Source organism: Paenibacillus septentrionalis (genome assembly GCF_042659865.1).
In the GTDB taxonomy this organism is placed as follows: Bacteria; Bacillota; Bacilli; order Paenibacillales; family Paenibacillaceae; genus Pristimantibacillus; species Pristimantibacillus septentrionalis.
In genome coordinates, this window is the sequence record NZ_JBHSTE010000004.1 from 205,013 (window position 1) to 230,431 (window position 25,419).

The window sequence follows — 25,419 nt, forward strand, 5'->3', positions numbered from 1 at the left end:
TCGGCGTAAAAAGGAGTATCCAGGAAGTCAGTTAAAGCTGACTGACACCGGGATGCTCTTTTTTTATGCAAAAGTGTAAGTAGATTTGTGGAAGAGATATTGACATTATCCTTTACAGGTATATAATTGTCATGACAACTAATTAGAGAGCGGTGAACCTTATGAGTGAGCAAGACAGACTAATGTCCATAGGATTTTTATTAGGCGTTACGCATCGGAAACTGGCTGCGTCGCTTCATCATCGACTGAAAGCTTATGACATTACGCCTGAGCAGTGGTCTGTCCTGTATCATGTCATTCATGAGGAAGGGATGATCCAGAAAAGTATTGCTGAGCAAACGTATAAGGATAAGCCAACTGTAACGCGTATCTTGCATCAGCTGGAGCATAAGGGCTGGATTGTTAGACAAGCAGATGCCGTTGACCGGCGCTCCTATCGCATATACAGCACGGAGCAAGGACGCAAGCTTATCGCACAGACGACAGCGATTGAGGAGAGCATCACCGATGAGGTGATGCATTGCCTCGGTGAAAAGGAGCATGAGCATTTGAAGCAAATGCTGCTTAAGCTCAATGATTATTTCGGGCAGGACATGGAGTCGTAGTCGTGCACTATCGTTTCTCATGAATCAATAGAACAACAGGAGTGGAACAAGCATGAATGTATCAGAACAAGAACAAGGGCTGCAAAAGCCCGCTCTTTGGACGAAGCCGTTTATTGCATTAACGTTGGCTTCGTTTCTTTTATTTTTGAATTTGCAAATGCTGCTATCCTCGTTTTCCATGCATATTAAAAGCAATTTATATGGTGGAGACATGCATGTTAGCCTGGCTACGAGCGCATTTGCGATAACTGCGATTGTCGCCAGACTGCTGACAAGCAAATGGATAAGACGATGGTCGAAGGAAAAGGTGCTTACAATTGGACTAGTAGTTGCGTCAGCCTCGACATTATTGGCATCTCTGCCGAATACGGTCGAGCCATTGCTGCTGACAAGAGCCATCTATGGGCTCGGCTTCGGGATAGGCAGTACCATTATTCCAACATTAGTTTCGCAAATTATTCCGCCAAAGCGAATGGGGGAAGGGATCGGATATTTTGGACTTTCTACTAGCTTGGCTATGAGTATTGGGCCAGCAACAGGGATGAGCATTATGAAGGAGTTCGGCTTTACGACTTTGGCTATTTTCGGCGCGGGTGCAGTATTGTGTATGTTCCCGATGCTGTTCTTGGCAGGTGCGTATCGATTCAGACGTACTCGAAACGTAACGGTCTCTGGTCAGGCTGAGCAAGCTGAACAAGCTGAAAGAGCTGAAAAAGCTCAAATCAGCGCACAATCGAAGCAGTTTTCAGCAAGAGCCTCAACCAGCAGCAATGCTAAAGCTGCGGGTGTTTCTATATCGGAAAAAGCGCATCAAAAGCAGCTTCATGAGCAGCGTTCCCTATGGAGATTTCAATTCGTGTTTCCTGCTGTTATGAATGTGCTGATATCAATTACGTACAGCGGTATTTTAAGCTTTATTGCCGTTTATGGGGAGGAGCTCAGATTGTCGCAGGTTGGACTTTTCTTTATGTTCAATGCGCTGACGGTGCTGCTCGTGCGACCGATTGCCGGAAAGCTGTTTGATCGCAAGGGTCCGATGCTGGTGCTAATACCCGCAGCACTTTTTGTCATCTCAAGCTTGCTTGTTTTGTCCTTTACAACGAATATGAAGCTGCTAATTGTATCGGCTTTGTTGTACGGGCTTGGCTTTGGAGCGATTCAGCCTACCCTGCAGGCATGGATGCTGCGCTCAGCAAGCAAGGAGGAGTATGGCGCGGTAAATGGGATGTTTTACAACAGCACTGATGTCGGGATCTCGTTTGGCGCGCTGCTGCTTGGCATGTTGGTTACCTTTACCTCATATGACATGATGTATCGGCTGTCTTCGATCTGTATGGTAATCTTTTTGCTCGCCATTGTAGGCTTGGTCTGGAAGCAAAGAAAGGCTCGATTAAGTAGGCTCGAAGGATAGAATAGGCTATAATAGGTAATTATACGCTTCATAAGTGAGCAAGACGGATGAAAGAGGAGTAACGATGACTCAGCACTCAAGCAAGGCTTCCAACAATAAGAAGACCAATCAGCAGCCAAACGAGCAGCAGAACCAAAAACCGAAGCGACAGCAGAATGGTAGCGATAAGGGCAAGCATAAGGTACAGGGTGAAGCTCGGACGGCAGCACAAGGCAATAAGCGTACACCTGCCAGACAAGAGCAGTTCTCTAAGACAAAGCGCTACAACAAGCCATACGTCAATAAGCAGCAAGCAGGTGGTAGAGTCTCATCTGCTGAAGATGTCGCAGCAGGCGACCGCATCGTGGTGACGATTAAGCGAATCGGCATTAACGGCGAAGGGGTAGGCTATTACAAGCGCAAAGCGGTTTTCATAGAAGGTGCATTAACAGACGAGGTTGTAAAGGCTGACGTAACGAAGGTAGAGCGTTCCTATATGCAGGCGAGGCTAGTGGAAATTGAGAAGCGCTCACCGCATCGTCAGGAAGCGCCATGTCCTGTGTATGAGCAGTGCGGCGGCTGCCAGATGCAGCATATGACTTACGAGGCGCAGTTGACGGCTAAGGAAGAGATCGTGAAGGAAGCCTTTAATCGTTATGCGGGCATAACTGATTTGCCAATGCGTCCGATTATTGGTATGGAAGAGCCGTGGCATTATCGCAACAAAGCGCAGCTTCAGCTTGGCATGCAGCAGGATCAGCTTGTAGCAGGTCTCTATGCACAGGGCACACATAAGCTTATCGATATTAGCGAGTGTACGATCCAAGATACAACCATTAACCACGTTTATAAATCGTTAAAGCATATTATTAAGGAGCTTAATCTTTCACCCTATGAAGAAAGAACGCGTGAAGGTGTTATTAAGACGATTGTCGTTCGCGTAGCGAGAGCAAGCGGCAAGCTGCAGGTTACATTTGTTACGGCAACCGATCGTCTGCCGGAGCAGCGCAGGTTGATCGAGCGGATTCGCAAGGAGCTGCCTGACGTAATCTCGGTTGCTCATAACATCCATAAGGAACGAAGCTCGCTCATTTTCGGGCCGAAAACGACGATTCTATGGGGAGAGGAACGACTTCCTGAGACGTTAGGCACGATTCAATTTGCATTGTCGCCTAGAGCGTTCTTCCAGTTGAATCCCGATCAGACGATCAAGCTGTATGATACGGTTAAAGAAGCAGCAGAGCTAAGCGGCAACGAGCTGGTCGTGGATGCGTATTGCGGAACAGGTACGATTAGCTTATGGTTGGCTTCCGAAGCGCGCGAGGTTCGCGGGATTGAGGTCATTGGGGAAGCTGTTCAGGATGCGCGAAGCAATGCGCAGTACAGCGGAATCGACAATGCGTTGTTTTATGAAGGACACGCAGAGCGACTGCTGCCGCAATGGGTGGCGCAGGGCGTGAAGCCGGATGTGATCGTAGTCGATCCGCCGCGGACAGGATTGGATGCAGCGCTTATTCAAGCGGTGCTTCAAGCAAAGCCGAAGCGATTCGTCTATGTGTCTTGTAATCCGTCTACTCTGGCGAAGGATTGCAAGGAGCTGCTTGCCGGTGGCTATGAGCTGCAATGGGCGCAGCCCGTTGATATGTTCCCGCAGACGGCGCATGTGGAGTGCTGTTCACTGTTAGTTTATACAGGTGATACTCAGCTTTGACTTAAACGCTTAGTGAAAATATACTGCCAATGCACCGTTTACCTTTATATCACACGCCTTACGATGTAAGTTTGAAGTAACTGTTCCTACCCGCACCTCTTAACAATGTGTCCCAGGGTAGGGCATTTTTTATATAGGGGTATTTGTCCATGAACGGAGACAAGGAAACAAAGTCGCTAAAAAGACCGACAACTTACCAACAGCAAATTGATCTTCTTCTTTCTAGAGGAATGGTTATTATGGACAACTAGGCTATCGGGATGTATACAATTTTCATAACGTACGCAACCATAAAATCTTCATATAAAGCGTTTTCAAAATAGTGTTTGATGTATATGGTTTTTGTGTTAAACTTTAGTATATTATGAATCTATTAAACAATTTATTTAATATTTAATAGAGTTATGAGCATATATACTAGGAGGATATTTTATGAGCATAATTGAGGATTTAAATGAAGCCAATAAGCCGATATCGGCAAAAACTACTTCAAGAACAGCACCTGATGTGCTCACTGACCCAAAATATATGTTTCCGGCATTCTCAAACGGAGAGGTGCTGTTGAATAAAAAGATAGGACGCCTCCCTGCGATGGGATGGAACAGCTGGAATGCGTTTGGCAGTAAGAACAACGAGGAGCTTACAAAGTCAATGGCTGACGCATTAATAGATTTGGATCTGGCTAACTTGGGATACAAGTATATAGTACTTGATGACGGATGCTATAAGTCCGAGCGCGTAGACGGATTACTTTCAAATGAAACGATAAAATTTCCAAGCGGCTTTAAGGCATTGTCTGATTATATACATGATAAGGGACTTAAATTCGGTATGTATAATGATATAGGTACAAATCTTTGTGCCGGCTCCGCTGTAGGTACTTGTGGGTTTGAGGATGTCGATGCAAAGTCTTATATTGACTGGGGCGTTGACTTCATAAAAGTGGACAATTGCTACTATCTTTGGGATAATGCAACATTTTCAGATGAAAAAAACGCACAATATACCTATGCTCCGAATATTAGAAGCATTACAGTCTCCGGAGAAGGATTAAATGTAACTTTAAATGCCGTTAAGGACGGTGTTCTTTTAGGTGAGGGTGCAATAATTGACAGTAACGACTTTGTGTCAAATATTGGTACTTTAGACGGAACACATGGAGGTGTAACACCAATCGGCGACCGTTGGTGTGAAATTGCATTCACTGTGAACGCTTCTGTTGCGGGAGAATATTCTATAACTGTTAATTATGCAAGCGGCGAAGAGGTTGGAGTAGGACGCTGGCTTCAGCTTGCAGTAGGAAACGTAAATAATGAAACTAGGTATTTTGATAATTTACTTCCTCTTACCGATAGTACGACAACCTTTATAGATTCTGAAGAAATAAAGGTGTCTCTAAATGAAGGAGATAATATCATACGTCTGATGAATCACAGAAGACAGGAAAACACCCTTAATTCATATGCCGTTTTTCTTGAAGGCTTGAACAAGGCTAAACAGGACCATGACATTGTACTCTCAATCTGTGAATGGGGTAAAACACAGCCGCAAAACTGGGGATATAAGGTTGGAGACTCATGGCGTATTCTAAATGATATTACCTTCAGCGTAGGTTCTGATGGAAATCCGGGATCATGTACATGGAGTTCGAACTATACCAATAGTATAACCTCTCAGTACAATAAGGCAGTTATTATGGACGAGTTTTCCGGACTTGACAAGGGTTGGAACGACCCTGATATGTTTGTAATCGGTATGGATGGAATAACGAATACGATGAGTAAAACTCATATGACTATGTGGTGTATGATGAATTCCCCGCTTATGCTTGGAATGGATTTAAGACGTGTTACAAAAGGTGATGAGCTTTGGAATATAATAGCAAACAAAGACTTGATTGCATTAAATCAGGATGCGCTAGGTATTCAGGCAAAGAGAATTTACTGCTCTATCGAAAGTGATAATCCCGATACGGCATATGTAGCTAATAACAATCGAGTTGATATTCTTGTAAAATCTCTTGCGAATGGAGATATTGCATTGTCCTTTATAAATTTGAGCGACACAAAAGATACTAACGAGTACTCCATTGATGTAAGCCGCATTATCAGTTATATTGGGCATAAAATGGTTGATCCTGATAAATTTATTCATGCATCAAGCTATAGCTTAACGGATTTATGGTCAGGTGAGGTTACAAAAAACACGTCGGGGATCTTCTCTGTTACAGACATTGACGCCTATGACAATGTAACCTTAAGAGTTACTCCTATTTAACAGATATAGTACATCAAAAAGGAACTATATAATATGAAGAATTTACTACATACTGATGCAGGCGTCGCCAATGCAGATGTGGAAGATAAGGTTACTACTGAACAGTTTGTAAAAATGATTGTTAGAAGTATTAAGGGCAATATAGAGCCAACGCGAGACGATTCAACATCGGGATATTTAGATTATGCTTTGTATAAGGGTTTAATAGAAGACTATGATATGACCAGTTTAAGCAAACCTATTGAGCGTCGATCTGCTGCCAGAATCGTTCATGAAGCTCTTTTGACGGAATTATCAGAAAGAGACGAGGTGAAATGGTCAGCAGCAGAAAAGCTTATTGACCTTTACAGCTGTCGTACCTGCGTTATGCATATAGCACAGGTATATGTGAAAGGTATCATGTTAGGGCGTGAAAATAACGTATTTGATGTCAAGGGTAACATGACTGTTTCGGAAGTGGAAGAAATTGTTGTAAGAATGCTTGATAGAGGGAAGCGTATTCCTCAGACTGAGGACAAAGCGTTTAGAAGTAAATTACTGCAACCCGATGAAGCATGGGAATTGATGTTACTGAATAGTAGGACAATGCTTGTCGATGTACGAACAAATGAGGAATACAAGCAAGGACATATTGATGGAAGCATTTGTATACCCCTACACGACATATCAAATAATCCGTTCTCGGTATGTGTTAAAAAGGATACTCCGATAATACTTTACTGTCAAAAGGGGTATAAAAGTTCTTTAGCAGCACAAGCACTTATAGATGCAGGCTACAGCAAAATCTATACAATTCCAGGTATAGAGCAGCATCTATATCATTTAAAAAAGTAATACTAACGTGAATGTTTAATTAAAACATAAGATGAGGCTAAGGATAATCCGTCCTTAGCCTCATCACTTTTATTCTAGGTTTTTTTGTTACGCTGTTTTCTTAAATATGAAACGAAAATAACCAGGATTCGTAATCTAAGGTGTTTGTAGAAAAAAATGGGAGGTAGTAAATGTTGAAAAAAGGTTTAATTAGCTTGCTTACAGTAATGATGCTTTTTAGCTCCGCCTCTGTATTTGCTCAAGGAAAGATCAAAATTTATATTGACGGTACTGCCTTGAAGGTGTCTGTTGCGCCTATCGTAGAGAAAGGTACTACGCTTGTGCCAATGCGCAGCATTTTTGAAGCGCTTGGTGTGCCGCTGAATTGGGATAAAAATACCCAAACTGTATCAGCCAAGCAAGGCGATAAAGAGATCAAGTTGACGATCGGCAAAACTGCTGCTTATGTGAATGGTAAGAAGGTAACGCTTGCTGTTCCGGCTAAAGTGGTAAAAGGCAACACGATGGTTCCGCTAAGATTTGTGACGGAAGCCTTGGGAAGTAAGGTGGAATGGCGCTCGTCGATTAACAGCGTCCTTATTTCAACAGGCAGCTATGTGTATGCCAAGGATTTTGCAGTAGATGAACAAGATGAGCTGTATGCAGTAAATGCATCTGGACAATATGCTGGATATAAACGATTGATGGGTTATCCTGGAGACGACAAATATTTGATCTATTTCCAAGGTGACAGAGACTATTTCCACACGAAAACGGTGGACAAACGAAATATTAATATGAATGAAAAGGTAACGTGGAAATACGGTGGAAAAACCTATAAGTCTACAAAGCAGCAGCTTTATGGCTTCTTTTTGGATACATCACAGCTTAAAAACTATTTGGGAGCTACTAATTATACCTTTACAGTGGAATGGTACCAGAATACATTCGGAGATGTTTATGATGAGTGGTTGTATGGATTCGCAATGGACAATGACGCATCTAGATTAGTTGAACAGTATTTTGCTCAATTTGACACTCCAACAGCTCCGATTAGTGAGGGCTTTGGAGAAACCTACCGAGATAAAGTTAACAACAACACTGATAATGAATCAACTTATGTAGAGGAGGAATATGTTAGCGAGCCGGAAATGGAAAGTATGATGATGGCGCTGCGTAAACTTCCTAACAGCATTGTAATATACGATCTGATTGATGATGCAACCATTTATGTTATTGAAAATGTTCCGAGCAGCTTAAAGGTAGGCACTGTTTATGAAAGCGACGGTGTCAGATATAAGCTAGATACCGATAATACGATCTTGTTAAATCGCGAGGATCTGAAAAGGATTGATGTATTCCGCGGAGCAAAATAGTTGGTTTAACTCGATGAATAGAGTGTGAATCATAGCAATTTTAGCCCTCATCTTCTCATAAGATGAGGGTTTATTAATGTTTCAGTGGAATGTGATATAATATTGATTTAACGGTTAACGTATGAAATGAGAGGAATGGAATGAAATTGTTAGATAATTTTTGGCAAAAGTTACCCAAGCCTTTTTTTGTACTTGCTCCTATGGAAGACGTAACCAATGTCGTGTTTCGTCACGTTGTGGCTAAAGCGGGTAGACCGGATGTGTTTTTTACTGAGTTTACCAATACGGAAAGTTACTGTAATCCAGATGGAATATATAGTGAGCGTGGCAGATTATACTTTACAGAAGATGAACAGCCCATGGTTGCACATATTTGGGGAAACAACCCTGAATACTATAAAGAAATGAGTATAGGCTTGGCTAAGCTTGGCTTTAAAGGTATAGATATTAATATGGGCTGTCCTGCTCATAATGTCGCAGCTAAGGCTAAAGGTAGTGGACTTATTCTACAGCCTGAGCTTGCTGCAGATCTTATACAGGCTGCTAAGACAGGTGGATTGCCTGTAAGTGTAAAAACAAGACTTGGTTATACACATGTTGATGAATGGCGCGAGTGGTTATCACATGTTTTACAGCAAGATATTGCCAATCTGTCTATTCATCTGCGGACGAAGAAAGAAATGAGTAAGGTAGCAGCTCATTGGGAGTTGATTCCTGAAATTAAACAGCTTCGAGATCAAATTGCACCGCACACATTATTAACGATTAATGGAGATATTGCTGATCGGGAAACAGGCTTAATGCTTGCTGAGCAATATGGAATAGATGGAATTATGATTGGTAGGGGGATATTTAATAATCCATTTGCTTTTGAGGAAAACCCTAGACATCATAGCAGAGATGAAAAAATTGAATTGTTAAACCTTCATATAGATTTATATGATAAGTATTCAACAGAATTGGAACCGAGACCGTTTGTTCATCTGCTTCGATTTTTCAAGATCTATATTAACGGATTTGACCAGGCAGATGAGTTGAAGGATAAGCTCATGCAAACAAAATCTACAGCTGAGGTTCGCAAAGTGTTACAAGATTTTTATAATGATTTAGATAAATAAACTAAGGTAAGGGTGTACGTCATAGCGACCAGTACTCAACACATGTGGAGTGTGTGGTGTTACTGGTCAGAAAATGAGATGTGACAGGCTCACTCAATTGTAATGTTGATGAAGGTGTAACTAGCACATAGTTCACCCAAAGCTTAAATAGTCCGCCTAAGTATAAAAAGGTTGCTTGAGAGCCGCGAGTAATCAGGTATCACTCCATGGATCCCGCGGCTTTTTTCTCTGCATGATTCGGACTTTTAATCAGTATCAGTATCGCTTTGAAATTCTTCTAGAACCTTCGATTTATCTCCATAGATTTTATCCAGATGATCTTCTCCCCAATAGCATAAATGGTCAAGCGCGGGCTTCAGTCCCCATCCATAGGATGTTAATTCATATTCCACCCTGGGAGGGATTTCATTAAAAACCTTGCGTGTAATGATCTCGTCTTTTTCAAGACCTCTTAGCTGAGTGGTCAGCATTTTTTGCGTAATGTCGGGTATTAATCGACGAAGCTCAGAGGTTCGTTTCCGACCAGTCATCAAATGGTAAATAATTAAAGGCTTCCATTTTCCACCCATTACTTCTAATGCTACTTCCACACCTACTCGGTATTTCTTTGGCACGCTAGGCTCACCATTTCTCTGCTCCGTCAACTCTATCTCCTCCTTACGATGCTCTGTTTTCTCGTAATCAAAACAAACCCAATTCGAGTCGCACTTGTTTAGAGCAACCTGTCATTTAATACTCAGATTCATTTATAAGAAATATATATCAAGGTATACTAGGGTACTTTCACGTTCCTATGGAACCTGTATCATCCCATAGCACTTCAAAGTGCGTACTTCCAGATCGTTTTCTTCCTGTTTATAATAGCATCAGCCATACATCATGGCTAGTTACGAGCTGGTTAGGATAGGAGTGAGGATACAAATGAAAGTACTGGTCGTTGTTTCACACCCAAGAAAAGATTCCTTGACCTTTAAGGTAGTCGATCGATTCGTGCAAGGCCTTACGGAGGCCGGCCATGACTATGAGATCTTGGACCTGCACGAGATTGGTTTTAATCCTGTTTTGCAAGGGACAGATGAGCCTGATTGGTCAGTGGAGGAGCAAACCTTTTCCCCTGAGGTTGAAGTGGAAATAAAACGGATGAAGGAGCACGATGCTTTGACGTTTATTTTTCCGCTATGGTGGTGGCATTTGCCGGCAATGCTCAAGGGGTATATTGACCGTGTATGGAACAATGGGTTTGCCTATGGTGCGAATCATCTGCATCATCAGCATGTGTTATGGCTGAGTTTGGCGGGAGTTTCGAAAGAGCAGATGCAAAAGCGCAGCTACGACAAAACAATTACTCATTTACTCAATGTTGGTATAGCCGATTATTGCGGTATTCCTAACTCAAGAGTTGAATTTTTGTATGAAACGCTGGATTCACATCCCGAGCATTACAAAATGCTGCTGGATCACGCTTATCGCTTAGGCTTGAACTATGCTAAGGAAGCGTAAGCTTCAAGCAGAGTACAACCAACGCACTCTTTTTTCCAAAAGCACGGAATTGCTCCTCCGTGTCTTTTTTATTCTAATAAATACAGTGTGTCGCAGGCTATTAACGTATACTTGAAATATTCGGTTTTCAAGTCAATTAGTAGAATTTGCAGGAGCTTTATACCACTATATAGAATAAATGAATAAATCGTTCATTTATTGGGAGGTTAATATGCCTGTATCAATTGATAAAGCAAGAATAAGAAACTCAATCAAGTGAGGGGAATTTTATATTAAACTGGCCTGAAACAGGTGAAAGCGAACGGATCTGGAAAAGCATTTGGACAATGGACGCTTTGAAAGCTTTAAAGCAACACGGTATGATTGAAGGTATAGCTTGAGATTGAAGCCCATCTTATACGGATGGGCTTTTTAAATAAATTTCTTTCATAATAAAGTCGATCGATCCATAGATTAGGGCTTAAAGGGATGGATTTAAATATTTAAGCAAGCAATGGTAAATTATATGTATAACTATATTCCACCTTGTGAAAAAATTGGAAGTTAACGTACAATTTTAATATCTTATATTAAAGGAGAGATGCAGTATGAAAAGTCTACTCAACTATCTTCAAAAGGGTAAAAAACAAATGTAATCTACGGGATCAACATGTATTTAGATGATATATTGATGTTTCCGTGGTTCACATAACATGGAGGTATAACAAGTTGCAAAAAAGTAATTGGGAATCTTTTTTTGATGCACATGCACCTTACTATATGAATAATGGTTTTACTAGAAACACCATTTCGGAAGTTGATTTTGTAATTGAAGAATTGAAACTTTCGGATGGAAGCACCATTCTTGATGTAGGGTGTGGAACAGGAAGGCATTCCATCGAACTAGCTAAGCGTGGTTACAAGGTCACAGGAGTCGATATATCGTCAGGTATGCTTTTGGAAGCTAATAAGCTGGCAACAGAAGCGAATGTGAAAATTGAATGGATTCATTGCGATGCGGTGAAATACACTCCAATAAAGACATTTGATGCGGTTATCTGCCTTTGTGAGGGTGCATTTGGTTTAGTTGGCAGAGATGAGGAGCCGGTCGAACATGATTTGGCGATTCTTAAAAATATCTCTGACGCATTGAAGCCAAAGGGTCGATTTATACTTACAACCTTGAATGCCTACTCGAAAATTCGCAACCTTACTCAGGAGGACGTTGATTCTGGCAGGTTTAACCCTGTAACGATGATAGAACAATATATCGATGAATGGGATTTGCCTGAAGGTAAGACGCAGGTTGAGGTGAAGGAGCGAAGATACCTCCCGTTTGAGTTGACACAAATGTTTTCTCAGGTAGGGCTGCAGGTGGAAAACATGTGGAGCGGCACGTTGGGGAAGTGGGCGAAGCGTCAAAGCATAAATTTAGATGAGATTGAAATAATGGTTGTAGCTACAAAAGTATAAGTCTTGAAAAGGGATTGCTGTTTTAAGGCAATCCCTTTATGTATGGTTCATGATTCAGAGCAAACATTCTTCCTTCTAACACTCGTCACATGTAGAGTGTTACTAGTCCCTTTTTTTGATGCTGAGACGATGTTGTTAAAATTTTTCAGCAACAATTGTAAATGTTTTCGGGATACCTTTATCAAATACTTCTGAAGAAAGATTTGGTAGTTCCTCAAGTATCTTTATGTATAATCCTTTGCTTGCAACAGCCGTGACAATTTCTCCTAGTGTCCAATTTCGCAAATGAACTTTTTGAATGTTTTCATTACTGCCTTCTGAAATAAATTTAGAAAAAGAAACTTCCTTTTCCTCGATGGAAGAGTCAAAGTAGTCCCCTGTCACTTTATGTTTTCTAATATTTGCCGTGGTTCCTCTTGATGATATTAGTTTTGTAGAAACTGGATGGAAATCTTGAAGTACAAGCAATCCGCCTTTTTGAAGGAGTGCATTTACCACATGAAATAACTTTGCTAAATCTAAGAAGTAATGAAGAATACCAAACTCCATAAAAACGATATCGTATTCACCGGATAAAACTTCTGTTGGTAAATGTAATACATCGGATACAACGTACTTAATTTTAACATTGGCTTCATTAGCTAATTCTTTAGCATACCGCTCATTCTCCGAAGAAAAATCGACGATTGTCACATCGGCACCTAATAAAGCTAAGGCAACTGCTTTGTTTCCATTCGAACCAAGTAAATTGATTATTTTTTTTCCTTTGACATCCCCCATATACTCCAATACATTACCTATTCTTTTTTCAGGGTGTTCTTTTATCTTAATAGCGGCTTCGACCGGAGTTCCAAACCGATTTATCCAAGCTTGGTAGGCTCCAGTGTTCCATGCATTTTTGTTCTGTTGAAAAGTCTCCACAAGAATCCCTCCAAAATATTTCCGACGCAACTTCATCATACTATACATTAGTTAATATCAAAAGCTTATGATGGCTTTGAGTACTCTTAACTTTATAGTGGTTATTTACATCAATCAAATATTCAAAAAAATTTCAGGCACGTCAGACGGACGTAAACTCTGATTTCGACAACCTCATATCCAAATAAGACGATCCGCAAAACTTGTCATCTGAGCCAACGCCTTGGTATACGGAGAATGCGTGGGTGGAATCAGCGCTGGTTAGATGTAATTAAGGAAGTGATCGACTTGTACCAGCCAGACCTGCTGTACTCAGATGGCGGATTGTCGTTCGCTAGCGCGTGGGATAAAGCAGACGCCTCCTTTGATGACCCTCTTTTCGCAGCCGGGCTGCAAGCTGTCGCGCATTTGTACAATAGCAGCGCGGCGGCAAATGGCGGGGTGAATCGCGCGGTTTACAACCAGAAAGACCGCAGACAGGAGGTGTACCGCATTGGGATTCTCGATATTGAGCGCAGCCAAGAGCCTAATATCAAGCCTGAGCCTTGGCAGACTGATACTTGTCTCGGAGATTGGTTCTACCATGTCAAAACCGAATACAAGAAACCGGGACACGTCATCGAAATTCTGGTCGATATCGCTGGAGATGGATGGATGGATTCAGGTATGCGGGGAAGGTGTATACGGCACAAGGCCGTTCCGCGTGTCTGGCGAAGGTCTCTCTCGCGTCGTTATTGACTATTTCAAGGAGAACAGGGTAGACTGGAACGCCAGCGACTTCCGTTTCACGCAAAAGGGCAATACGCTGTACGCCTTCCAGATGCGCTGGCCTGAGGATCATCGTGCTTTTATTCGCACGTTAACTCCAGCAGATCAAGTGAAGTCCGTCCGATTGCTTGGAGTGGGTGAAGTTCCATTCGAACAATCCTATGGCGCTCTGATCGTTTCGTTGTCGGACAAACGTCCGACGCCATACGTCAATTGTCTGGCGATTGAACTCAATTCTTGATCCTAAAGCTAATGACATATTTCACCATAGAAAAATTGAGAGGGGCTGGGACTAAAACTAGCTTCTAACAATGAAAAAGATGAGAACCCACGATGGTTTTCATCTTTTTTCATTTCTGGTTATTTTTTTGAGGTGGGTTTGTCCCAGCCTCTTGTGTTCTTATTAAACTTAGATTAATAGCGTTTTATGTATTAAAAATCTTTATTCCCAATATGGTATACCGTTGAAAAGAAACGATTCATTTTTTACATAGGAATTAATTTCTCTATTGGCTAATTTAGCGATATGGTCTGGTAACCATTCCTGCGAGTCTGGTAGACCTAGCCAGAAATTCATGGTTTCAAGTTGTCCTGCAATAAAAAAACCTTCTAATAGCTCAATATAGTCATCTGGTAACGGATGATACTTAGAATATGATGTAAGTAGCTGGTCTCTGAATGAAGGATGTATATATGAAAACGTCCAGCCAAGATCAAATAAATAAAAACCAAAACCACAAGCACCAAAATCGATGGGGCTCGCTTCTTTTCCATGAAACACTAAATTACTTGGAATCAAATCGGCATGAATCATTCCCCAATTGCGGGGTGTTCTTTCAATAGAGTTCATCATTTTAATTACTCGTTGACCTGCATTCTGAAGAAGTTCTGTATCATCTGCATTAAGCAAACCTGCATTAGATTGCTCTTTAAGTTTTTCAAGTGATTGCAATATGCGAGAGCCATCAAAAGCAGGACGTTCAAATAAATTTGGGATTTTCCAATTAGATGATTGCCTATGTAATTTACCTATCATTTCACCTACGTATCCAGCGTCATCTAATGTAGTAATAAAGGGTTTCTGCACACCTTCCACCCATTTTACCAAAGTGCAACTTATATTGTTCACGTTTGTAATGAATTCTCCGTGAGTATTCTTAAAAGGTGAAGGTAGGGTTAAATCTGTATCTGAGGCTAAGGAGTGAAGCCAAACCATTTCTGAATGAATAACTTCCTGTTCAGTCCAAAAACTTTCAAGGGTTTCGCTTTTTGATGTATGTAAGCGGAGGCTATAGCTGTTGTTTTCAAGGTCAGTGATTTTATAAATAGTATTTGCACTTTGTCCAATAAAATCAATCGATTTACATGTTATTGAGTAATTATTTAATGCTTCTTTTGCGATACTCAAATTTTCATTCAATTGACAAATCTCTCCTTGTTACAATTATAAAATTATAATAACACATCTATCTATTGAAGAACTTGTAACAGTTGATTATATTTGTTTTTAACTACTTAGTTCTTGTTCAAAGGGGAATACAGCCACATCTTAGTTTATTCTACCGTGAGCACTCGTCACATGTGGAGTGTGTAGCACTGTTAGTGCGGAAAGACAATTAAATGAGAGATATGAACATATCGATTACGCTTTAATAGCGAACCATACCGTCCACGAATCCTTCTCAATGAGTGGTGGTTGACTATCTTTAAGTTTATCTCCTATGAAAGAAATTAATTCTAGTAGTTCCACATCCGTCAAGTCATGAAGTATAGAACGTCCAGTTCTTAGCAGCAAGTCTTCCTTTAATTCTTCATAATCATTATAAATACGCCTTGTTTCCCAAAGTGAGACAGTTCTAGCTAATCGAAATCCATTCGATTCTATTGCTTGCTGTACGTGATCTGAGTCGTACCTACGAGATAACTCTTTATCCATTAACTGAGGAAACCTTTCAAAAAAATATCCTCTAATGTGCTTGTCATCCCCGGGCAGTAAACAATCTTTAGGGGTTCTATCCTGAACGATGAGAACACCGCCATCTTTAATGATACGATATGCTTCCTTGAAACAAGCATCTAAGTCATTCAGATGGTGGATTAATGCTCTTTCTAATACAATGTCAACCTCGTTTGCAGGTAGGTTTGATTGATAAGCGTCTCCCTTTAGAAATGTAGCGTTTTGAATGTTCTTACAGTTAGTAGCCGCTCCTTTTAACATCTCATCAGAGAAATCTATACCAACTACATGAGATGCCCCCATCTTAATAAGAGCCTTTGTATAAATGCCACCTCCGCACCCAATATCAGCAATCTGCTTATTCGATACATCTACTGTATCTTTTATTAAAGATATCCACGATTCATCAGCGTGTCTTGTTGTATACGTTTGCCTGTTTTGTTCTTCGTGAAAGTTAATTGGCATTTTCTAGCTCCCCTTTCACCAAAAAAAAAGTTTCATCGTATGAAACTTAGTTTCATTTATATCTATTGTACTAAATAACTCCATTATGCGCTACACCTATGGTGTTAAGTTCCTAGATTAATTTAAACAACGATGGTCATTAATGGAGTTAAGCTTAAATGTTAAAGCGATCCGTCATCTTTTTTCCGTACTGATTAGGTTGAAAATAAAAAGTTGACATAGAATACCTAATACAATAAAATTGCATATATATTCATTATTATGAATAAAAATACATTGGAGCTGACTCTATGAATCACTTGTTATCGTTAAAAGAATTGGATAAAGAATCCCTTCAGTCCATCATCCAATTAGGGATTGAGATAAAAAAGAACCCCGAAAAGTATTATCATGCTTGCGAAAGAAAAGGTCTCCTCATGCTATTTCAAAAGACATCGACTAGAACTAACTTATCTTTTCAATCTGGAATTAATCAGTTGGGTGGATACTCTGTAACGATGGATTGGGAATCAAGTAATTTCAGTATCTCTCCAATAAAATATGAGGCTCAGTATGCATCAAGAAATTGTGATGTAATTATGGCGAGATTAAAGAAACATTCAGATATACTTGAATTGGCTAAGCACTCCAAAGTTCCAGTAATCAACGGATGCTGCGAAAAATATCACCCATGTCAAGCATTAGCAGACTTGATGACAGTTTATGAGGTAACAGGGTCTTTTTCCGGAATCACCATTACTTATGTCGGTATACATAATAACGTAGCTAATTCATTAGTAGCAGGATGTGTTTCATTAGGAATCAAGCTTCTGCTAGTAACTCCTATAATTAATACTCCTTCATGGGATGAGGAGCTAATGCAGACTGCAGTCCAAAGTGGTTATGTGGAAACCTTAAATAATCTTTCCGATGCTGTCTCTAGATCTAATTTTGTTTATACGGATACGTGGGTCGATATGGAATTTTTTCACGAGAGTCACTATCAAGAAGAAAAGAATCGCAGAATTGAACAAATGCTGCCATTTCAGCTAAATAGGGAAAACCTTAGAGGGTACTCACCATATATTATGCATGACATGCCGATTCATCCCGGGTACGAGATTGAAGAAGAGCTTATCGAATCTGACAGGTCGATTATATATCAACAAGCTGAAAACAGGATGCATGTTCAAAAGTCACTGCTACTAAACTTGCTTAATAAATAAAAACATTTAAACAGGTGGGTTAGAGCAAACACTATTCTTTCAGACACATACATGTTTGTTGTCACTGTCTACTTGTCACATGTGGAAGAACAATCGGATTCCGCAAATAAATTTAAGATATCGTAGACGAGTTGGAGAACGTTCGATGAAGAAAAGGCCTGGAACAAAATAGAATCCAAGGCCAAAATTATTCTCATGATGACAGAGAGTCCTGCTGATTTCTATGATGTGGAATTTTCAATAGCTTTGTGATATTCAGTTTTATCATACGCGACAGTAAGACGTGGTAAAGGTATGCCCAGCTTTTTTGCTTCCTTCACAACTTCAAATATCGCAAAGCCTGGTTTACTATTGTTGTATTCGATGAAAAATCGTGGCAAGCTGCCCTTTGCTAAAATAATCTTGTTAAAAAGCGTGTCTAAAAGCGCCGGTGGAATCTTAGTTATCAGTTGGGAAATCATATCAATCTTTGCACCTCTTGCTTTAAGCACAGGGATAATTTCCCTCATATTCCTACCAACATTTGCGAATGAGTCATTATGATTCATGAGTGCTGGAAAGCTTCCCCGCTTTAACACCTCGGTCTCCATAGCCGCATTCATGGCAAAGTGATTCCACAGCCAGTTTTGCATATCCTTTATCCAACTAATTTTAAAATGGGCACTTTCAAATAATGCTTTGATCTTGTTGTTAATATGTTCAGTGCCTGCCCGTGGTTTTTCCAGAAATACCATTTTCAAAAAACCACCTCTAAACTTATTGTCCGCGATGCCGCCCCCTCCTGCTGGGAATCCAAAGACAACATTGTTTATAGGCAATGGTGAGATCGATGATTTCAAATCTTGCCAAACGTTATTGAATATTAGGACAGGGGTGTTGCCGGCAGCAGTCGATAGTAATTGTGCTGCTTCAGGAAGTTGTTCCGTGTTGACACTCACAATAATGAGATCATAATTCGGGCTCAGCTCCTCATGCAGTTTGACGTTCCAGCTTTCTTTTATTACCTGTTTCCCTTTTCGGCCGTCCCACAGTTCAAGCTCTATATCGCTTCCGAAGGTTTCTTTTCTCCCTTTTCTAACGTAAAACTCAACTGTATGCCCTGCCTTTTCAAAAGCCCAAGCATATTGGGTCGATATTACACCTCGACCGAAGAATAAAATTCGCATAGTAGCCTCCTAAAAAAATACATTAATCCTTGTTGATGATCAAACAACGTGTTGTATAATGTTATTGTATATAGTCACTATATGGTCATCAACCATCAGATTTTTAATATCTGTCGTATGATCGATCGAACAGAACATGGAGGCAACGAATGAACAAGCAGCCTGAAATTACGGACAAAACAAGGCAAACTTTTATAAATGTATTCTGTGATTTATATAGCCAAAAACCAATTCAAAAAATAACCATTCAAGAGATTGCTAACCAATCAGGATATAATCGCAGTACATTTTATCAATACTTTACAGATATCTATGAGTTGTTGGACTACGTCGAAGAGCGTGTCATGAAATCCATTAAAGAGGAAATGGCTAGCAGAGAGTTTTCTTCACATACTTTCCAGGATGCGCTTCAATGCTTGGAAAATGCAGAGGAAATTTCAATTATTAAAGCTCTCTTGGGCGACTATGGTTCTGCTCATTTTGTTGAACGCCTGAAAAGAGAAATTCCCTTTGAGAGATTGATTGAAGACTTTCCAACAAATGATGTCTTGGCACCTTACATAATGGAGTTTTACATATCAACATTAATATCTATGTTTCGTCTTTGGATACGCAACGGCAAAGATCTGTCGTCGGAAGAATTGGTCAAGTTGATCGATAGCCTATTTGCAAATGGGATAAAACCGTATTATAGTTTTGGCTCAGTCAATGAAGGGTAAAGGCGGATCAAAATGGTAGTATTCGGTACACATGTGGCATCAAAGGTGGGGGGTATATTATGCCAAGTTTTTTAATAGGCTGCGTACACGATGCCAACTTGATATTTTTTGAGACGATCTTATGACATTTAAATTAACTACTTTGCAAAAAGAGCTTGCTGCGCTCGTTGATCGTCATACCAACATCGTTTCAACAGAGCAAGGCCGTCCTTCAAATTACCTTGTTGTGGCAATTACGATAAAGCGCTCTGAATTTGTTTTAATCCCTCTCGGAGTTTGATTTTCCTTAATAAATTGTTGAAGTATGTGAAAATCTGCATCAGTCCGTCCAAAGTCAGGAATAATTGGGGTATGTTTTAGTAAGAAAATCAGGTCTTCTGCCGTTTGGTAATATTCATTCACATGAAAATCAAATGCCTTAATGTCGCTGAAGCCTGCTGTGCTTAATTGAGTCATATATTGGTGCTTTAATGTGCCTGTCTTTGTTCCCCATGCCTGTCCTCTTCCAAATGCTTCTTTAATATTGGATTTATCATTTTCGCTTACCTGCTGAGTTAGGAATGTACCGTCCTTAGTTAATACTCTTTTGACCTCTTCAACGCAAAATTCCGAATGTCTGCAAGAAACGATATTAAAAAATTCACTAGGAAAATCCAAATTGTCAGCTTCCATCTTTAGAAAGCGTACATTAGGTACACCTGATTCAGCACAATTTCTAGCTGCGGTTTCGATCATTCCGGTTGATTGGTCGATTCCAACGAGAAGCAATGCAGATTCAGCTATTGATAATATCGCTTCCCCGCCGCCAGTACCAATGTCTAGTAATAGATCTGATTTCTTGCAGACTTTCGTTACTTCACGATAAAAATCCCAGCTTGTTCCTTCAGTAGCGCATTTTACATTACTGAAATCCCAGCCATTGATTTTGCCGACTTTATCATAAAACGATTTGTATTCTGATGGATTCATGTTATTCCACCTTCCAATGAGGATAAACTTTTGACCGATACCATTTTCATGTGACCAAAAGGGCAGACTACCCCTTTGATGGCTGGCACGCGTTTTTTCCAGCCCGAAAACTACATATCTCGAACGATACGGAAAGACATCCAGTTCACCTCATTTGAAAGATTGATTTAATTAAAAGCTACTTTGAACTTGGCCCCGACATTTGTGCAAACCAATTGCTAGCAAAATCTAAAAATAACTGCTTGTCAGGTGAAAGGGGCAGTTTCCAAGCAAGTACCAAATGGCGTTTTGGACGTGTAGTGAACGGAATTAACTGAACATGCTTAGATACTTCTAACATCCAGGAGATGCGGGGAACAAGAGAGAGCCCCATATTTGCTTCTACCATGGAACGGAGGGCGGATACCGTATTTGCTTCAAATATAATATTCGGACGAAACCCATGTTCTTCACAAATAAGCTCTGTCAACATGCGAAGCTGGTTTCTACTATCATAGGAAATGAATTTTTCATGTTGAAGAGCAGCTAGGTCAATTTCTTTTAGCTGTGCCCACTTACTATTGCGTGGGGCTGCAAGCACAATCTCATCTTCCATTAAGATGCGGTAGCTATAGATAGTTTCATCAATGGGAAGCTGAAAAAAGGTGAAATCACCTTCATGATCGAGAACGGGCTCTCCTTGATAATAGACAACTTTACGGTCTGGATAGGCCTTTTCAAACGCAGAAACCAAATCTGACATGAAATGAATCCCACTTTGAACATGGATACCAATGGTCTTTAACACCGGATATTTCAACTCATCAACAGCAGCATCGATATGGGTTAGGGCTATATCGACCTTCTTTAAAAACAATTTTCCTTGTTCATTTAACGTTACTTTCTTTCCATATCGGTCAAATAACTCGCAACCTAACTCTTTTTCTAGCTTGCGGATGGTCGTGCTTACTGCAGATTGGGGAATCATATACTGTTCAGCTGTTTTTGAGAAGTTTTCCAGTTGCGCAGCTGTTCGAAAGTAGCGAAGTTGTAACAATTCCATGTAATATGTCCCCCCCATATATCCTCTAATATATATGAATATATATAATCTGATTATTCTCAGCAACTCTTTTCTTGAACTATAATCGTCCCAGTCGCGATTTAAAGCGAAAAAGAAAACTCGGGGTGCGGTTTGTACCTTGGGCGAATGAAAGAAGAGGGATGAATATGATGAAGAATAAAGTTGCGCGGAAAATGATTGCCATATTGTTAGTTGTGCTTTTAGGCATGAGTTCTCTGGAAGCGGTTGCAGCCGAAGTGAACCATGAACCGGAAATCACGGATGCAGTTGCAGCAGAAGTGAAAAATGAACTGGTGATCACGAATGCGGTTGAGAATGCCGCAGATCTTCAAGACGATACCATCAAAATTTTAATGGTGGGAAACAGTCTGACTAGATATAACAGTGTTGCAGACAAGTTGGAACAGCTGTTTGCGTATGCAGGGAAACAAGCCTCTGTAGATACACGAACTCAGATGGGTGCATCGTTGATTGATCAGGCAGAAATTCTTGCGACTAGTACACGCGAGGCTATCGTGTATGGTGATTATGATTATATCGTGCTGCAGGAAAAGTCATCCGGATTCACGGAATCCTTATTAAGGCAGGGAGTTAGTGCGTTTGATCCATGGATTCAAGAGGCAGAGTCAAGTCCACAGCTCGTTTTGTATATGCCATGGTCCAATGAAGATGTGTTCAAATCCATGCAAACCACTTTTACTAATGCATACGTTGCAGTTGCAAAAGAGTATGGAGCATTATTGGCACCTAGCGGGGAGGCCTATTATGACCTGTATTTTAACGAAGGAAAGCACTGGTATCGCAACGGTGATAATGTTCATGGCAATGATCTTGCTTCCCTAGTATCCGCGAGTACACTTTTTTACACACTATCTGGACAAGAACAGCCAGTTCTCCAAATTAGAGAAGAGGACCAGTCCGTGGTAAAGGCGCTAGTGGAAAGCTCCGACTACAGAAATTATCCTGTTAATTATGATCGCGATCTCGTAAATTTAATAGAACGAAAGGCTTATGAATTTGCAAATATCTATCGAAATCTTGATCATGTGCCGGATTTGACAGGACGCGGACTTGATGAAACGGTTAATCTTGCAAAACAGACACAGGGTAGTGCATCCTCCAATGCAAGAGGCGCTACTCGTGGGATTGGAGCGCGTAATGTAGGAAATCTTACAGACGGAAGCTATACTTCCTTTATCGTATTACATGAAGAAGATCCGGATCCATGGTTTGCCGTGGACTTAGGTGCACAAAAAGCATTTAATCAGATTACGCTTTATTGGGGCGGCACTGGTGAATATGCAGATTCCTACAAAGCAAAGTTTACGATTGAAGGAACGAATGATCCTAATGCGGGATATGAGGTCATTAGGACAGGCGAAAGTACAAGTACCAATAAACAGGAGATTCGTTTCCCTAGTGTTGAATATCAATATGTCCGTGTCCATGTAACAGAAAAAAGTGGTGCATATGTAAGCTTGTATGAACTGGAAGTTTATAATTTGCCTGCTCAAGATGGCAATGACGACGACCCCAATACAGACATTGTGGTAAAGGTTGGCGATTATTTACAGGTTCAGGTTGGCGACAGCCTTACGAACATGAGTCTATATGAACAGGGCTTGTATGAAGCAGAGGTAGCATTTCCTCAAGGAGTGAAAGACTATAGGATTACAAGCAATGGGGAATCCATCTATAGAGGCACAATTACAGACAGTAATACTGCTCACATTATTGTTATCCGTTTATTTGCAGCAGATAACAAAGTGGTGACAGGTCAAGATGTGCATGAGGATGCCAACGGTAACCCAGTACAGGGCATCAAAAAAGTGGCGAACTGGACAGGAAATTTCTTTAATCGAAATGGTATCGAACAATTTAAAGCGTTTGGCGGTTGGGATCAAGCGAGCCCGTTATCTACTCTTCATTATATTGGCGGTGGAATTTTTGCAAGAGAATTTACCTACACCGTGCCAGAAGCATCTGTCTCGTATGAATATAAGATCAACTTTGATCGTACATGGAATAATGGCGAGGTTCCTTCTGCTAATCGGAATGTTGTTTTCCCAGCATCTGAAAAGGAAACAGATGCATTTGTGCTATGGGTGGATTCGATAAAAGGAGATCTGTTTGACTCAATCAACGATGGAAGCACTACATTTAAGATTGAAGGTAATGATGAATATGTTAAGGCAATTGGTACTGCTAAAGTTGAGCTTTCTTTGAGTAAAGATGGAATCGAGAACGTATATACGATGGTACAGACACGAAAAGATGCCTATATGGTTACAGCATTTGTTGAACCGGGTACCTACACATGGGCTGATAAAATTGATGATCATAACGGAACGTTAAGTGGCAGCTTTACAGTGGATAAGGACACTGCTGTAACCTTTCATTATCGTGTAAATGAAACTGACTATGTCATGCTCAATACCGTGGATAATGCTGAGGACTTCTCGGTGGAGAACGAGGCTGTACCTGTTGAAATGATCAATGTTAATGGTAATGATGCGATCACAACAAAAGGCGGTACACTTCAGTTAACAGCAGAGGTGCTGCCAGAAAATGCAACAAACAAAACGGTTATCTGGTCTGTCGAGAATGGAACGGGCAGCGCAACGATCAATGAGTCAGGTTTAATAACGGCTGTTAGCAACGGCAATGTAACGGTGACGGCGACGGCAGCAGACGGTTCAGGCATAGCGGGTACAAAAACGATCGCAATTAGCGGCCAGACAACAAGCAACCCAGGGCCAACTAATCCTCCAGTTAATCCAGGGCCAATTAGTCCTCCTTCTAGCAATCCAGAACCATTGGCACCAGCTCAGCCTGATGTCGTGAAGGATGGAGACAAAGCCATTGTTGAGCTTGGCGGCAGCATCACATCGATTTCTATTCCTGTACAGGATATCGGTGGATTAGCTCTGCAGGTGAAAGCTGCAAATGCGGTTGTAACCCTACAAGCGGATGCGCTGAAGCAATGGCTGACTGCGGCGGGCAATCCGTCTGAGGCAAATGTTGAAGTAACTATTGCACCAGTAACTTCGAGTGAACTCGCGAACGCTCCAGCTAAAGGTGGTCATGCGCGTGTGGAAGTGGCAGGCGCGATCTATGATATCACGCTTAAGCTGAAGTACAACGACCAAGTGATCAACATCAGCAATGTTGACGGCGGCGTGGAAATCACCTTGCCTTATAACCAAGCGGCTGATAAGGACCTGCTAGGCGTATATTACTACAATGAAGCAAGCAAAGAGTGGGAATATGTAGGAGGCAACGTAGATGCTGCGAGCCATACCGTAACGGTTGCGCTTGAGCATCTGAGCACATACGCGGTGCTGGCATACACGAAGGCATTCACGGATGTTCCTTCAACTCACTGGGCTGCTCGCACACTAGAGGTATTAGCAGCGAAGCATATTATTAACGGCACAAGCGATACACGCTTCACACCAGATGGTCCTACAACTCGTGCGGAGTTCACATCGTTGCTGGTGCGCGCATTAGGCTTGACAAATGCGGCAAGCATCGTTCCGTTCGAAGATGTGCAAGCGGGTCAATGGTTTGCGGAGGAAGTAGCGATTGCTTATGAAGCGGGGCTGATTACGGGCGTATCGGAGACCAAATTCGATCCTAACGCGAAAATCACTCGTGAAGAAATAGCAGCACTGCTCGTTCGTGCGTATGAGTATAAGAACAGCGTAATTACTGCGACGGGTTCAGCAGATTTCAAGGATAGCTCCAACATCTCTTCATGGGCAGTAGAAGAAGTGAATAAAGCTGTTTCTGCGGGGCTTCTGCAAGGAAAAGGAAACGGAATTTTTGATCCTGCTTCCAACGCCAACCGTGCAGAAACGGCACAAGCGATCTTGAACTTGATCAATAAGCGATAAGATAAAATAGAATGACGATTTAGAACCTATCCATCCGCTCTGTGCGGG

21 protein-coding genes are annotated in these 25,419 nt (G+C 41.1%); 14 read left to right on the plus strand and 7 right to left on the minus strand.

The features are described 5' to 3' along the window. Positions 1-161 precede the first annotated feature (161 nt). From ACFP56_RS12725 to ACFP56_RS12755, 7 genes are all read left to right on the plus strand, one after another. Positions 162-605, plus strand: a complete 444-nt coding sequence (locus ACFP56_RS12725; protein WP_379235012.1) for a MarR family winged helix-turn-helix transcriptional regulator — start codon at positions 162-164, stop codon at positions 603-605. Between the two features lie 52 nt (positions 606-657). Continuing rightward, entirely contained in the window at positions 658-2,016 is a 1,359-nt protein-coding gene (locus tag ACFP56_RS12730; RefSeq protein ID WP_379235014.1) for an MFS transporter, read from the plus strand. A gap of 64 nt (positions 2,017-2,080) precedes the next feature. Continuing rightward, positions 2,081-3,706 carry a 23S rRNA (uracil(1939)-C(5))-methyltransferase RlmD gene (gene rlmD / locus ACFP56_RS12735; RefSeq protein ID WP_379235016.1) on the plus strand — a complete coding sequence of 542 codons (1,626 nt, stop codon included), beginning with the start codon at positions 2,081-2,083 and terminating at the stop codon, positions 3,704-3,706. A 432-nt stretch (positions 3,707-4,138) separates the two neighbouring features. Further along, complete coding sequence (locus ACFP56_RS12740; protein WP_379235018.1) at positions 4,139-5,983, plus strand: alpha-galactosidase; 1,845 nt, start codon at positions 4,139-4,141, stop codon at positions 5,981-5,983. Between the two features lie 33 nt (positions 5,984-6,016). Beyond that, complete coding sequence (locus ACFP56_RS12745) at positions 6,017-6,817, plus strand: rhodanese-like domain-containing protein (protein ID WP_379235020.1); 801 nt, start codon at positions 6,017-6,019, stop codon at positions 6,815-6,817. Between the two features lie 170 nt (positions 6,818-6,987). Continuing rightward, positions 6,988-8,172 (plus strand): copper amine oxidase N-terminal domain-containing protein, encoded by a 1,185-nt coding sequence (locus ACFP56_RS12750; RefSeq protein WP_379235022.1) that lies wholly within the window; start codon positions 6,988-6,990, stop codon positions 8,170-8,172. A 140-nt stretch (positions 8,173-8,312) separates the two neighbouring features. Further along, a complete protein-coding gene (locus tag ACFP56_RS12755; protein WP_379235024.1) occupies positions 8,313-9,290 on the plus strand; it encodes a tRNA dihydrouridine synthase in 978 nt (325 codons plus the stop codon). A 245-nt stretch (positions 9,291-9,535) separates the two neighbouring features. Here ACFP56_RS12755 and ACFP56_RS12760 read toward each other — a convergent pair whose 3' ends face one another. After that, a complete protein-coding gene (locus ACFP56_RS12760; RefSeq protein WP_379235891.1) occupies positions 9,536-9,859 on the minus strand; it encodes a winged helix-turn-helix transcriptional regulator in 324 nt (107 codons plus the stop codon). Between the two features lie 352 nt (positions 9,860-10,211). Here ACFP56_RS12760 and ACFP56_RS12765 point away from each other — a divergent pair, with 352 nt between their 5' ends. Together ACFP56_RS12765 and ACFP56_RS12770 are read left to right on the plus strand one after the other, a co-directional pair. Next, a complete protein-coding gene (locus tag ACFP56_RS12765; RefSeq protein ID WP_379235026.1) occupies positions 10,212-10,790 on the plus strand; it encodes an NAD(P)H oxidoreductase in 579 nt (192 codons plus the stop codon). 708 nt (positions 10,791-11,498) lie between these two features. Next, positions 11,499-12,242 (plus strand): class I SAM-dependent methyltransferase, encoded by a 744-nt coding sequence (locus ACFP56_RS12770; RefSeq protein WP_379235028.1) that lies wholly within the window; start codon positions 11,499-11,501, stop codon positions 12,240-12,242. Between the two features lie 135 nt (positions 12,243-12,377). Here ACFP56_RS12770 and ACFP56_RS12775 read toward each other — a convergent pair whose 3' ends face one another. Further along, complete coding sequence (locus ACFP56_RS12775) at positions 12,378-13,163, minus strand: class I SAM-dependent methyltransferase (protein WP_379235030.1); 786 nt, start codon at positions 13,161-13,163, stop codon at positions 12,378-12,380. 237 nt (positions 13,164-13,400) lie between these two features. On the opposite strand from ACFP56_RS12775, the gene ACFP56_RS12780 reads away from it, so the two are divergent. After that, positions 13,401-13,901 carry an alpha-L-fucosidase gene (locus ACFP56_RS12780; protein WP_379235032.1) on the plus strand — a complete coding sequence of 167 codons (501 nt, stop codon included), beginning with the start codon at positions 13,401-13,403 and terminating at the stop codon, positions 13,899-13,901. Between the two features lie 82 nt (positions 13,902-13,983). Beyond that, positions 13,984-14,172, plus strand: a complete 189-nt coding sequence (locus tag ACFP56_RS12785) for a hypothetical protein (protein ID WP_379235893.1) — start codon at positions 13,984-13,986, stop codon at positions 14,170-14,172. A 201-nt stretch (positions 14,173-14,373) separates the two neighbouring features. Here ACFP56_RS12785 and ACFP56_RS12790 read toward each other — a convergent pair whose 3' ends face one another. Continuing rightward, a complete protein-coding gene (locus ACFP56_RS12790) occupies positions 14,374-15,351 on the minus strand; it encodes a phosphotransferase enzyme family protein (protein ID WP_379235034.1) in 978 nt (325 codons plus the stop codon). 222 nt (positions 15,352-15,573) lie between these two features. Continuing rightward, a complete protein-coding gene (locus ACFP56_RS12795) occupies positions 15,574-16,353 on the minus strand; it encodes a class I SAM-dependent methyltransferase (RefSeq protein ID WP_379235036.1) in 780 nt (259 codons plus the stop codon). A gap of 290 nt (positions 16,354-16,643) precedes the next feature. Here ACFP56_RS12795 and ACFP56_RS12800 point away from each other — a divergent pair, with 290 nt between their 5' ends. Continuing rightward, on the plus strand, positions 16,644-17,558 hold the full coding sequence (locus ACFP56_RS12800) for an ornithine carbamoyltransferase (protein WP_379235038.1): 915 nt from the start codon (positions 16,644-16,646) through the stop codon (positions 17,556-17,558). A 221-nt stretch (positions 17,559-17,779) separates the two neighbouring features. Here the strand turns inward: ACFP56_RS12800 and ACFP56_RS12805 are convergent, their stop codons facing one another. Then, entirely contained in the window at positions 17,780-18,724 is a 945-nt protein-coding gene (locus tag ACFP56_RS12805) for a ketopantoate reductase family protein (RefSeq protein WP_379235040.1), read from the minus strand. Positions 18,725-18,873: 149 nt separating this feature from the next. On the opposite strand from ACFP56_RS12805, the gene ACFP56_RS12810 reads away from it, so the two are divergent. Beyond that, the gene (locus ACFP56_RS12810) at positions 18,874-19,443 is read left to right on the plus strand and encodes a TetR/AcrR family transcriptional regulator (protein WP_379235042.1); all 570 of its coding nucleotides are present in this window, start codon (positions 18,874-18,876) and stop codon (positions 19,441-19,443) included. A gap of 216 nt (positions 19,444-19,659) precedes the next feature. Here the strand turns inward: ACFP56_RS12810 and ACFP56_RS12815 are convergent, their stop codons facing one another. Continuing rightward, positions 19,660-20,412 (minus strand): class I SAM-dependent methyltransferase, encoded by a 753-nt coding sequence (locus tag ACFP56_RS12815; protein ID WP_379235044.1) that lies wholly within the window; start codon positions 20,410-20,412, stop codon positions 19,660-19,662. A 178-nt stretch (positions 20,413-20,590) separates the two neighbouring features. After that, the gene (locus ACFP56_RS12820; RefSeq protein ID WP_379235046.1) at positions 20,591-21,454 is read right to left on the minus strand and encodes a LysR family transcriptional regulator; all 864 of its coding nucleotides are present in this window, start codon (positions 21,452-21,454) and stop codon (positions 20,591-20,593) included. 167 nt (positions 21,455-21,621) lie between these two features. Between ACFP56_RS12820 and ACFP56_RS12825 the strand changes: the two genes are divergently transcribed. Further along, the gene (locus ACFP56_RS12825) at positions 21,622-25,371 is read left to right on the plus strand and encodes an S-layer homology domain-containing protein (RefSeq protein WP_379235048.1); all 3,750 of its coding nucleotides are present in this window, start codon (positions 21,622-21,624) and stop codon (positions 25,369-25,371) included. The last annotated feature ends 48 nt before the right edge of the window (positions 25,372-25,419 follow it).